Origin of the sequence: Lysinibacillus sp. FSL L8-0126, from assembly GCF_038630385.1 — a bacterium.
Classification (GTDB): Bacteria; Bacillota; Bacilli; order Bacillales_A; family Planococcaceae; genus Lysinibacillus; species Lysinibacillus fusiformis_D.
The window spans coordinates 3,081,789-3,094,082 of record NZ_CP152028.1; the positions used below are offsets into that span (position 1 = coordinate 3,081,789).

General features: G+C 39.6%; 13 protein-coding genes. All 13 read left to right on the plus strand.

The window, feature by feature from the left end; genetic code table 11:
- Window positions 1-4: 4 nt before the first annotated feature.
- Window positions 5-1,033, plus strand: coding sequence for a heat-inducible transcriptional repressor HrcA (hrcA, locus tag MHI34_RS15045; protein WP_058844752.1), 1,029 nt, complete (start codon window positions 5-7; stop codon window positions 1,031-1,033).
- Between the two features lie 17 nt (window positions 1,034-1,050).
- Entirely contained in the window at window positions 1,051-1,623 is a 573-nt protein-coding gene (gene grpE, locus MHI34_RS15050) for a nucleotide exchange factor GrpE (RefSeq protein ID WP_342503591.1), read from the plus strand.
- 75 nt (window positions 1,624-1,698) lie between these two features.
- Window positions 1,699-3,540 carry a molecular chaperone DnaK gene (gene dnaK / locus MHI34_RS15055; RefSeq protein WP_036121693.1) on the plus strand — a complete coding sequence of 614 codons (1,842 nt, stop codon included), beginning with the start codon at window positions 1,699-1,701 and terminating at the stop codon, window positions 3,538-3,540.
- A 227-nt stretch (window positions 3,541-3,767) separates the two neighbouring features.
- Entirely contained in the window at window positions 3,768-4,886 is a 1,119-nt protein-coding gene (gene dnaJ / locus MHI34_RS15060) for a molecular chaperone DnaJ (RefSeq protein ID WP_036121690.1), read from the plus strand.
- 22 nt (window positions 4,887-4,908) lie between these two features.
- Window positions 4,909-5,850, plus strand: a complete 942-nt coding sequence (prmA, locus tag MHI34_RS15065; protein WP_036121686.1) for a 50S ribosomal protein L11 methyltransferase — start codon at window positions 4,909-4,911, stop codon at window positions 5,848-5,850.
- 81 nt (window positions 5,851-5,931) lie between these two features.
- Window positions 5,932-6,669 (plus strand): 16S rRNA (uracil(1498)-N(3))-methyltransferase, encoded by a 738-nt coding sequence (locus MHI34_RS15070; RefSeq protein ID WP_340811710.1) that lies wholly within the window; start codon window positions 5,932-5,934, stop codon window positions 6,667-6,669.
- Between the two features lie 15 nt (window positions 6,670-6,684).
- Window positions 6,685-8,019: a tRNA (N(6)-L-threonylcarbamoyladenosine(37)-C(2))-methylthiotransferase MtaB gene (mtaB, locus tag MHI34_RS15075; protein ID WP_036121680.1), complete on the plus strand. Its 1,335-nt coding sequence runs from the start codon at window positions 6,685-6,687 to the stop codon at window positions 8,017-8,019.
- Between the two features lie 311 nt (window positions 8,020-8,330).
- The gene (gene deoC / locus MHI34_RS15080) at window positions 8,331-9,002 is read left to right on the plus strand and encodes a deoxyribose-phosphate aldolase (RefSeq protein ID WP_036121676.1); all 672 of its coding nucleotides are present in this window, start codon (window positions 8,331-8,333) and stop codon (window positions 9,000-9,002) included.
- Window positions 9,003-9,127: 125 nt separating this feature from the next.
- Window positions 9,128-9,352, plus strand: coding sequence for a spore coat associated protein CotJA (locus MHI34_RS15085; protein ID WP_101966494.1), 225 nt, complete (start codon window positions 9,128-9,130; stop codon window positions 9,350-9,352).
- A complete protein-coding gene (locus MHI34_RS15090; protein ID WP_058844755.1) occupies window positions 9,349-9,612 on the plus strand; it encodes a spore coat protein CotJB in 264 nt (87 codons plus the stop codon). Before MHI34_RS15085 ends, MHI34_RS15090 begins: the two co-directional genes overlap by 4 nt.
- 25 nt (window positions 9,613-9,637) lie before the next feature.
- A complete protein-coding gene (locus MHI34_RS15095; RefSeq protein ID WP_036121670.1) occupies window positions 9,638-10,207 on the plus strand; it encodes a manganese catalase family protein in 570 nt (189 codons plus the stop codon).
- Window positions 10,208-10,478: 271 nt separating this feature from the next.
- Window positions 10,479-10,652: a 30S ribosomal protein S21 gene (rpsU, locus tag MHI34_RS15100; RefSeq protein WP_004227078.1), complete on the plus strand. Its 174-nt coding sequence runs from the start codon at window positions 10,479-10,481 to the stop codon at window positions 10,650-10,652.
- A gap of 313 nt (window positions 10,653-10,965) precedes the next feature.
- Window positions 10,966-12,294: a nodulation protein NfeD gene (locus MHI34_RS15105; RefSeq protein ID WP_342503592.1), complete on the plus strand. Its 1,329-nt coding sequence runs from the start codon at window positions 10,966-10,968 to the stop codon at window positions 12,292-12,294.

The window sequence follows — 12,294 nt, forward strand, 5'->3', positions numbered from 1 at the left end:
AATCATGCTAACAAATCGGCAGTTACAGATATTGCAAGTCATTGTAGACGACTTTATTGTGTCTGCACAGCCGGTAGGTTCTCGCCAAATCTCCAAAAAACAAGGGATTACATTTAGTCCAGCCACTATTCGAAATGAAATGGCGGATTTAGAGGAATTAGGCTTTTTAGAGAAAACACATACTTCCTCTGGTCGAGTGCCTTCAGAAAAGGGTTACAGATTTTATGTAGATCATTTGTTGAGTCCTCAAGGCATTAATTCGAAGGACATTCAACAAATCCAATCAATTTTTAATGATCGACTAGTAGAAGTAGAGCATATTATCCGAAAGTCAGCCAACATTCTATCGGAGCTGACATCGTATACTTCCATACTTTTAGGACCTGATGTTCAAAGGCATCGTGTCAAACGATTTTCAATTGTCCCTCTTTCTAGCGATACAGCAGTAGCAATTATCGTAACGAATAATGGGCATGTTGAAAATCGCATGTTCAACTTACCGCCAGATTTTACCGCTTCTGATTTAGAGAAAATGGTCAATATCTTAAATGATCGCCTGATTGGTGTATCCTTAGAAGATCTCCATAAAAGCCTTGAAGCTGAAGTGCTAGCCGTGTTACAGCAACATATTAGATCAGCGGATGATTTTATTCGCGCGCTCGTAACAGCAACAATGCATAATTCAGAAAGTAAAATTTTCTATGGTGGGAAAACGAATATGTTCAACCAACCAGAATTCCATGATTTAAATAAGGTTCGCATGATTTTGGACTTGATGGAGACGACTAGCCAAGTGCAGTCCCTTTTCCATCCGAACGAATCAGGTATTCATATTCGGATAGGCTCAGAAAATAAACAATTAGAAATGGAAAATTGCAGTGTCATTACCACTACCTATTCCATTGGTGATGACCAACAAGGAGCCATTGCTATCATTGGCCCAACACGTATGGATTATAAGCGTGTCGTGGCTTTATTAGACATAATGCGCTTGGATTTAACACAAGCCTTTATGAAAAATCGTAGTGAATGATAATGAGGAGGATTCAAGTGACGGAAACAACGGAAAACAAAGATTTAGTACAAGAAAATGTACAAGCTGAAACGACAGCAGAGGAAGTAACACAATCAGAAGTTCAAGAAGCAGTAGAATTATCTATTGAAGAACAGTATGAGGCGAAGCTGGCTGAGCTACAAGCAAAGCTAGATGACGAGGAAAATCGTCACCTACGTCTACGTGCTGACTTCGATAATATGCGTCGTCGTCATCAGTTAGACAGTGAGGCTGCTGAGAAGTACCGTGCGCAAAACCTACTATCTGACTTATTGCCAGTTCTTGATAATTTTGAGCGTGCTCTACAAGTAGAGACAACTTCTGAAGAAACTGCATCCATCATTAAAGGGATTGAAATGGTGTACCGCTCTTTAATTGAAGCGACAGAAAAAGAAGGTCTACAAGTCATTAAAGCTGAAGGTGAGCAATTTGATCCAACTATTCACCAAGCTGTTATGCAAGAACAAGATAGTGAAAAAGAGACGGGTGTTGTCTTACGCGAGCTCCAAAAAGGGTATATCTTAAAGGATCGTGTTTTACGCCCAACAATGGTATCTGTGAACGAATAGTCCTTGTACTATTTAGTCAATTAAAATTAGTTAGAAAACGCATCCCTTGCGTTGACATAATAGGAGGAAATTTTAATGAGCAAAATTATTGGTATTGACTTAGGAACAACAAACTCTTGCGTTTCTGTACTTGAAGGTGGAGAACCAAAAGTAATTCCAAATCCAGAAGGTAACCGTACGACACCATCTGTTGTTGCATTTAAAAATGGTGAACGTCAAGTTGGTGAAGTAGCGAAACGTCAATCTGTAACAAACCCTAATACAATTATGTCTATTAAATCAAAAATGGGTACAGCTGATAAAGTAACAGTAGAAGATAAAGATTACACACCACAAGAAGTATCGGCTATGATTCTTCAATACTTAAAAGGTTATGCAGAAGATTACTTAGGGGAAAAAGTAACAAAAGCAGTTATTACAGTTCCTGCTTACTTTAATGATGCACAACGCCAAGCTACAAAAGATGCTGGTAAAATCGCAGGTCTAGAAGTAGAGCGTATCATCAACGAACCAACTGCCGCTGCACTTGCTTATGGTTTAGACAAACAAGACCAAGACCAAAAAGTATTAGTATTTGACCTTGGTGGCGGTACGTTTGACGTATCTATCCTTGAGTTAGGTGACGGTGTCTTTGAAGTATTAGCTACAGCTGGTGATAACAAACTAGGTGGGGATGATTTCGATGACGCGGTTATTGAATATCTAGTAGCTGAATTCAAAAAAGAAAACGGTATTGATTTATCAAAAGATAAAATGGCGATGCAACGTTTAAAAGATGCCGCTGAAAAAGCGAAAAAAGATTTATCTGGTGTAACATCAACACAAATCTCTTTACCATTCATTACAGCTGGTGAAGCAGGTCCTTTACACTTAGAAATTTCTTTAACTCGTGCAAAATTTGACGAAATTACATTACCATTAGTAAATCGTACAGTTGGACCAGTACGTCAAGCATTATCTGATGCAGGTCTTTCAACTTCTGAAATCGACCAAGTTATTTTAGTTGGTGGTTCTACGCGTATTCCAGCAGTACAAGAAGCGGTACGTAAAGAAACTGGTAAAGAGCCTCACCGTGGTGTAAACCCTGACGAAGTAGTAGCTATGGGTGCTGCTGTACAAGGTGGCGTATTAACAGGTGATGTAAAAGACGTAGTATTACTTGACGTAACACCACTTTCACTTGGTATTGAAACAATGGGTGGCGTGTTCACAAAATTAATCGACCGTAACACAACAATTCCTACTTCTAAATCACAAGTATTCTCTACAGCAGCTGATAACCAACCAGCAGTAGATATTCATGTTCTACAAGGTGAGCGTTCAATGGCAGCTGACAATAAAACATTAGGTCGCTTCCAATTAGCAGATATTCCACCAGCACCACGTGGTGTACCTCAAATCGAAGTAACATTCGATATTGATAAAAACGGTATCGTATCTGTCAAAGCGAAAGACCTTGGTACAAACAAAGAGCAAACAATTGTGATTCAATCTGATTCTGGTTTATCAGAGGAAGAAATTGAACGCATGGTAAAAGACGCAGAGTCTAATGCTGAAGCGGATGCTAAACGTAAAGAAGAAGCAGATCTTCGCAACGAAGCAGACCAATTAGTATTCCAAGTGGATAAAACAATTGCTGACTTAGGCGAGCAAATTACAGAAGATGAGAAAAAATCTGTTGAAGACGCTCGTGATGAATTGAAAAAAGCGCTTGAAGCTGGTGAATTAGAAGGCATTAAAGCAGCAAAAGAAAAATTAGAAGGCGTATTACAGCCACTAGTGATGAAAGTTTATGAGCAAGCGGCAGCGGCAGCTCAAGCGGCTCAAGGTGGCGACGCAGGTGCAGACACTGGCGCTGGTAAAAAAGATGACGGTGTTGTAGACGCTGATTTCGAAGAAGTAAAAGATGATAAATAGGAAGTAACACAGTTAAGTGAAAAAGCCAAAGACCGCTTGCGGCTTTGGCTTTTGTCATGATGTTGTGATCGCTTCACGTAAATGACACCATTTATGGAATAGTTGCATACGTTAGCTGCTAGGAAGTGAAAACCTCAATTTTATGGGATGATTAATCGAAAAAATAAGGCAGTTTTAACAACTGCATGTTACAATAGATTTTATGCAAACAGAGCGGAGTGTGAATCATGGAGAAACGCGATTATTACGAGGTGCTTGGTTTAACAAAATCAGCTTCTAAAGATGAAATTAAAAAAGCATACCGTAAATTATCAAAACAATATCACCCTGATCTTAATAAAGAGCCGGGTGCAGATGAAAAATTCAAAGAAATCGCTGAAGCATATGAAGTATTAAGCGACGACCAGAAAAAAGCACGCTACGACCAATTTGGTCATGAAGACCCGAATGCGGGCTTTGGTGGTGGCTTTGGAGGCGGCGGCTTTGGCGGCTTCGAGGATATTTTCAGCTCTTTCTTCGGTGGTAGTGGTCGCCGTCAAGACCCAAATGCGCCACGTAAAGGCGATGATCTACAATATCGCATGAATATTAAATTTGAGGAAGCTATTTTTGGGAAAGAAACAGAAATAGAAATTCCGAAAGATGAAACGTGTGAAACATGTCATGGCTCAGGAGCGAAGCCAGGCACACAGCCAGAAACATGTTCGACATGTAATGGGGCTGGACAAATCAACCAAGCAGTGGATACACCGTTTGGTCGCATGATGAACCGTCGTGCATGTACGACTTGCCATGGTACAGGTAAAATCATTAAAGAAAAATGTTCAACTTGTCGTGGAGAAGGAAAAGTTCAAAAACGCAAGAAAATTAAAGTGACGATTCCAGCAGGTGTGGATGATGGACAACAAATTCGTGTATCGGGTCAAGGTGAACCAGGTATTAACGGTGGTCCTGCAGGGGATTTATATATTATGTTCCGTGTTCAAGGGCATAAAGAATTTGAACGTGATGGGGACGATATTTACTTCGAGTTGAAGTTGACATTCCCTCAAGCCGCACTTGGAGATGAAATTGAAGTGCCTACAGTGCATGGTAAAGTCAAATTACGTATCCCAGCTGGCACACAGTCAGGCGCCCAATTCCGTCTTAAAGATAAAGGCGTTAAAAATGTTCATGGCTATGGTATGGGGAATCAGTATGTAACGGTCAAAGTCATGACACCTGAGAAATTAACAGAAAAGCAAAAGCAATTACTACGAGAATTTGCTGAAATTAGTGGCGATATCCCTGAAGAACAAGGTAGTTCACTATTCGATAAAATTAAGAAAAAATTCCAAGGTGAATAATTAGAGGGAGCTGAAGAGCTACGTGAAGTGGTCTGAATTATCCATTCATACAAAAAATGAAGCGGTAGAAGCAATTTCGAATATTTTGCATGAAGCAGGTGCAAGTGGTGTTGTCATCGAAGATTCTGCAGAATTTGCGAAGCCACGTGAAGATCAATATGGTGAAATTTATGCGCTAAATGAAGATGATTTTCCGAAAGATGGCGTCATTGTCAAAGCTTATTTATCAGAGTCTAGTTTTTTAAATGAAACGGTCGAAGAAATTAAAGCAGCCATCACAAACTTGACGAACTTTAACATTGATATCGGTGAAAATGTTGTCTCCATTGTTGAAGTCAATGAGGAAGATTGGGCAACTGCCTGGAAGCAATACTACCATCCTGTCAAAATTTCTGAACGCTTTACAATCGTACCAACATGGGAGGATTATACACCTGTTTCAACAGATGAACTGATTATTGAATTAGATCCTGGTATGGCTTTTGGTACAGGTACACATCCAACGACGGTGATGTGTTTACAAGGACTTGAAAAGGTCATTAAAGAAGAGGATACAGTTGTCGATATCGGTACAGGATCCGGTGTATTATCTATTGGTGCAGCATTACTTGGTGCTAAAAGTGTGCATGCTCTCGATTTAGACGAGGTAGCTGTACGTTCGGCACAAGAAAATGTGGCGTTGAATAAAGTAGAAGATAAGGTAGAGGTATTCCATGGTAACTTATTAGATACTGTCAAAGAACCAGCAGACGTGGTGGTGGCTAATATTTTGGCCGAAATCATTATGTCCTTCACTGACGACGCATTTACAATTGTGAAACCAGGTGGATTATATGTCACTTCAGGCATTATCGGGGCAAAACGTGATGATGTCAAAGCAGCATTAGAAGCTTCAGGCTTTGTGATTGAAGAAGTATTATTAATGGAAGATTGGGTAGCTATTATTGCTCGTCGACCGCTATAACCTGACTGAAGAAGCGCCAAATCGTAAGCCGTGTGCTTGTGATTTGGCGTTTTCCTGTCTTGCTAGAAAGGACTGTGTAGCATGCAACGTTATTTTATTGAAACAGCCATAGAAAATGCACGTATTAGCGGAGAAGATGCACGCCATATTGAGCGAGTAATGCGGATGAAGCAGGGCGACAAAATCGTTGTTGTTGCACAAAACACCGCTCATATATGTACAATCGAAGGGTTTGAAGGGGATGAGGTCGTGATTGAAACGACTGGTCAAACAATACCTTCACCAGAGCTACCTATTTATGTAACAGTAGCTTGTGGCTTGCCAAAGGGCGATAAGCTAGAGCTAATTACACAAAAAGCGACGGAGCTTGGGATGTTTGCATTACAGCCATTTGAAGCTGAACGTTCCATTGTGAAATGGGACAAGAAAAAAGGGGCAAAAAAGCAAGAAAGATTACAAAAAATTGCTAAAGAGGCCGCAGAACAAGCCCATCGTACACATATCCCAGAGGTTTTTGAACCAATTACCTTTAAACAGCTCCTACAACAAATAGATCAATTCGATGCCGTTTTTATTGCAGATGAAGAGGATGCAAAGGCTGAAAAGCGCACAAGGTTTGCGGAGAAGCTAAAAAACGTGTATGATAAGAAGTCGAAATCAATGCTTATAATCTTTGGTCCAGAGGGGGGCATTTCTCGTCAAGAGTCAGAAGCGCTGTTACATGCAGGCGCTCAAACTATGTCATTAGGACCAAGAATTTTACGAGCAGAAACAGCGCCATTATACGCACTGTCTGCCATATCCTATGAATTTGAATGAAAGAGGTGTTCAGCCTTGTCAAAAGTGGCTTTTCACACACTTGGCTGTAAAGTAAATCATTACGAAACAGAAGCAATCTGGCAACTGTTCAAAGAAGATGGCTATGATCGTACAGAGTTTGATCATCAAGCAGACGTTTATGTCATTAATACATGTACAGTTACCAATACTGGAGATAAGAAATCTCGTCAGGTGATTCGTCGCGCAGTTCGACAAAATCCTGATGCTGTTATTTGTGTAACGGGATGCTATGCACAGACATCCCCAGCTGAAATTATGGCGATTCCTGGCGTAGATATTGTTGTAGGAACACAGGATCGTACGAAATTATTAGGCTATATCGATCAATATCGTTCAGAACGACAACCGATTAATGCCGTACGTAATATTATGAAAAATCGCGTTTATGAGGAATTAGATGTACCAGCATTTACAGACCGTACACGTGCTTCCTTAAAAATACAAGAAGGCTGTAACAACTTCTGTACATTTTGTATTATCCCATGGGCACGTGGCTTAATGCGTTCTCGTGATCCCCAAGAAGTATTACATCAAGCCCAGCAATTAGTTGAGGCTGGCTATCTTGAAATTGTTTTAACGGGTATTCATACGGGTGGCTATGGACAAGACTTAAAAGATTATAATCTTGCTCAGTTACTACGTGATTTAGAGGCTAATGTAAAAGGCTTAAAGCGTCTTCGTATTTCGTCCATTGAAGCTAGTCAATTGACGGATGAAGTCATCGAAGTCCTTCGTGAGTCGAAGATTGTCGTTAATCATTTACACATTCCAATCCAATCGGGTTCTGATACGGTGTTAAAACGTATGCGTCGTAAATATACAATGGAATTTTTCGGGGAACGTTTAACGAAATTACATGAAGCTTTACCAGATTTAGCTGTAACATCTGATGTTATTGTTGGTTTCCCAGGTGAGACAGAGGAAGAGTTTATGGAAACGTTCAACTTTATTCGTGATCATAAATTCTCTGAACTACACGTCTTCCCATTCTCTCCACGTACAGGTACACCAGCTGCCCGCATGGAGGATCAAATTGATGAAGACATTAAAAATGAGCGTGTACACCGTCTGATCTCTTTAAATGACCAACTGGCAAAAGAATATGCATCTCGTTTTGAAGATCAAGTATTAGAAGTGATTCCCGAAGAATTTGTGCATGATGGCAGTGAAGAGCAAGGTCTTCTAACAGGTTATACTGATAATTACTTGAAAATCGTATTTGAAGGTCCAGAAAGTCTGATTGGACAGCTTGTAAAAGTAAAAATTACACAAGCAGGCTATCCACACTCACAAGGACAATTTGTACGTGTTTTAGAAACAGTTAATTAATATGCAAAGGGTTGCCTGCTTTTGAGGCAATCCTTTTTTATTGGATGAATATCCCACTTTTCTTGTTACAATGAGAAGAAATAGAAGAGAATATATCAGTCATTTATAAGCTTACTGAGCGTTTATCACGACTGGCATAAGGAAGGGTCAGAAAAGCCATTCACTGCGGATTTTCATTTAGTAGAGTTTCAAAAAACAATGACATAGCATTTAATGAATAATTGGCTAAGAAAGAAATTAGACGGCAACGAGAAAAAATGGTATGATTCGAAGAGGTACGTACATCTTGCTTAATGAAGGAGCGTTTAACAATGGAACAAAATTTTGCGCGTATGATTGATCATACATTATTAAAGGCTGAGGCAACAAAGGAACAAATTGAAAAATTATGTGCAGAAGCTAAGCAATTTAACTTTGCTTCAGTATGTGTCAATCCAACATGGGTGAAGCGTAGTAGCGAATTATTGCAAGGGTCAGATGTTTTAGTTTGTACGGTTATTGGCTTCCCACTCGGTGCCAATACACCAGCAGTGAAAGCATTTGAAGCAAAAGATGCGATTGCTAACGGTGCAAAAGAAGTAGATATGGTTATTAATATCGGTGCATTAAAAGATAAAAACTATGAGCATGTACAAGCTGATATTGCAGCAGTTGTAGAAGCGGCTAAAGGCAGCGCACTTGTGAAAGTGATTATTGAAGCATGTTTATTAACAGATGAAGAGAAAGTGAAGGCATGTGAGCTAGCTGTGGCAGCAGGTGCTGACTATGTGAAAACATCAACTGGTTTTTCAACTGGTGGTGCAACAGCAGAAGATATTGCTCTTATGCGTAAAACAGTAGGTCCTGAATTGGGCGTAAAAGCTTCAGGTGGCGTTCGTAGCCTAGAGGATATGAAAAAAATGGTAGAAGCTGGTGCTACACGTATTGGAGCAAGCTCTGGTGTTGCCATTATGAATGGTTTAATTGCAGATTCCAATTACTAATTTTAAAGCCATAAGCTCTTGCACAGATTTGCATGAGCTTATGGCTTCTTTGTGTCGAATAAACATAATATTTTTTTCCGCACATATACTCCACTGATGAATGTGAAGACAGAAAGGAGGATGCCATGTTTACACAGTATAAGGCTTGGAGACCCTATATTAGCCCTTTTGATCCTTGTAAGCCTATCGAAGTAAAATACTTTGCTACACCACCACAATTATATATGGGTTTTCAACCACCTGGACTACCACAATTCCCAACCCCACGAGAAGCTCTAATGGCAGGAACACTTTGGCCACAGTTATTTAGCCCGTATCCATTTCCCCTAAAAAGGAGGGGTGAAGCATGACTAAAAAGATGCCGCCTGAATTTTATAAGCAATTAGAAGAAATACAGGCAATTGATTTCGTCATTGTGGAATTAAACCTCTATTTAGACACCCATCCACACGATTATGATGCCATCCAGCAATTTAATGAAAATACAGAGAAAAGCATGAAGCTTAAAGTTGATTTCGAACAGAAATATGGACCGCTCATGAATTTTGGAAGAAGCTATTCGAATTATCCGTTTAATTGGATTGATACGCCGTGGCCATGGCAGGTCTAATCAAAAGAACTAGGAGGAATAATTTTTGTGGTATTACGAAAAAAAGCTCCAGTATCCGGTAAAAGTTAGTACATGCAATCCAATGCTTGCTAAGTTTTTAATTGAGCAATATGGAGGAGCAGATGGGGAACTGGCAGCAGCCCTTCGCTATATGAATCAGCGCTATACCATACCAGACAAAGTGGTAGGGCTCTTAACTGATATAGCAACGGAGGAATTTTCACATTTAGAAATGATTGCCACGATGATCTATAAGCTAACAAAAGATGCGACACCTGAAATGCTCAAGGAGGCTGGTCTAGGCGACCATTATGTAAATCATGATCGTGCTTTATTTTATCAGAATGCTTCAGGGGTACCATTTACAGCATCCTATATTCAGGCTAAGGGTGATCCTATTGCAGATTTGTATGAGGATATAGCTGCTGAGGAAAAGGCGCGTGCCACCTATCAATGGATTATTGATTTATCAGATGACACAGATTTAAATGATAGCTTAAAGTTTTTACGTGAACGGGAAATTGTCCATTCCCAGCGTTTTAGAGAGGCTGTTGAAATTTTAAAAGATGATAGAGATCAGAAGAAAGTTTTCTAAAAAGTGGCTGGCTGGATCAAGGGGGACTTGAAACAGCCTTTTTGTTTGTCAATAAATCATGTTTTACTAGAAGGAAGAATAAATATTGGATCTATTGCTAGCTAAATACAATTTGAATAAGTTAACAAAAATAAAACCAAAAATTCACTTGATAATTTCGCACACTTTCTATTGACCATTATTAGACAATACGATATAATTTTTTAGTACACAACAGAAGGTAATTTGCCTAATTGTGTATTGACGTGTGTTCGGAGGGAGGGAAAGAGAGATGTCAAAAACTGTCGTTCGCAAAAACGAATCGCTTGAAGATGCTCTTCGCCGCTTCAAACGTACTGTATCAAAAAGTGGTACAATTCAAGAAGTTAGAAAGCGCGAGTTCTACGAAAAACCTAGCGTAAAACGTAAAAAGAAATCAGAAGCTGCACGTAAACGTAAGTGGTAATTTAATTTCCCATTAAAAATCCCTACGTTCATAACACGCAATTGTATGATTCACTGAGCAGACAAAATTATACCTGAAATTAATCACATGGAGGATTGATTTCAGGTATTTTACATTGCTCACGCTTACGTACATATGAAAAAGCCGAATGATATCTTATTGATTCATTCGGCTTTTTTTGTAGCATACTAAGTGTCAATCATTCAAAGGAAATGAATCTTAAATAAACTTAAAAAATTTTAAGATTTGTGAAACTTTTCGCATGATTGACCGTATATACAAGGGAGAAGCATGTTAGAAGGGAGGGAAAAAGATGCGAAGACGGAGAATCCTCAGCTATTTACTAGTAATATGGATGACTTTTTTGTTAGCGTTTCCATTAACGTCAGCTTTTGCAAGTAGTAAGGTCTACCATGTTCCAATTCATAATGAAGTAGAGCGAGGGCTTCATGCATTTTTAGAACGAGCTTTTAAAGAGGCTGAAGAAAACTATGCAGAGGCGATTATCTTAGATATACATACGCCTGGCGGATTTGTGAATGCTGCAAGTGATATCGCCATGCTTATGGATGCAACGGAGATACGTACAATTGCTTATATTAATAAGGATGCGCATTCAGCTGGTGCTTTTTTAGCCTTACATGCGGATGAGATTTACATGGTGCCGAATGGAACAATCGGTGCAGCAGCGGTCATTGATTCAGCAGGTAATGCAGCAGATTTAAAAGCTAATAGTGCCTGGCTTGCTCAAATGCAGGCAGCGGCAGAAACATCAGGTCGCGATCCTAAGTATGCATTAGCAATGGCAGATACCAACTATGAACTACCGGAATACCGTGCTGGCGGAAAGAATTTGTTAACCTTATCTGCTTCGGAGGCATTGGAGGTTCGCTATTCTGAAGGAACGGTTAAAAATTTTCAGGAGCTTTTAGCGAAAACAAACCTTAAGGGTAGTGATATTGTTCCCATCGAACCAACATTTTCTGAAAAATTGGCTCGTTTTATTACAAATCCAATCATTGTACCCATTTTATTGTCTATCGCAAGTTTAGGGCTGGTGATGGAGCTATATTCGCCAGGATTTGGCGTTCCAGGTATAATGGGGCTATCAGCTCTTGGTTTATTTTTCTTTGGACATATGGTTGCAGGCTTCGCTGGTTATGAAACATTATTGTTATTTATAGTTGGTTTAGCCCTTGTAATTGCAGAGTTTTTTGTCCCCGGAGGAATTGTGGGAATTTTAGGTGGCGTGCTCATATTACTAAGTCTGATACTGGCAGGTGCAAATATGATGCAAATGATAGTAGCAATTCTCATTGCGCTTGTGATAGCGATGATAGGAATGGTGATTCTGATGAAATTTTTCGGAAAAAAAATGCATGTCTTAAACAGGCTCGTGTTAATGGATGCAACTACGACAGAAGAAGGGTATGTGTCTAATGTCAATCGCACAGAACTGTTAGGAAAAATTGGGAAAACGCTTACACCACTACGTCCATCAGGTACAATGGTACTTGGTAGTGAACGCATTGATATTGTATCAGAAGGTGGCTATATCGATGCCAATCAACATGTAGAAATTATTAAAGTTGAAGGCTCACGTATTGTTGTGAGACAAACAGATAAAGAGATGGAGGAATAG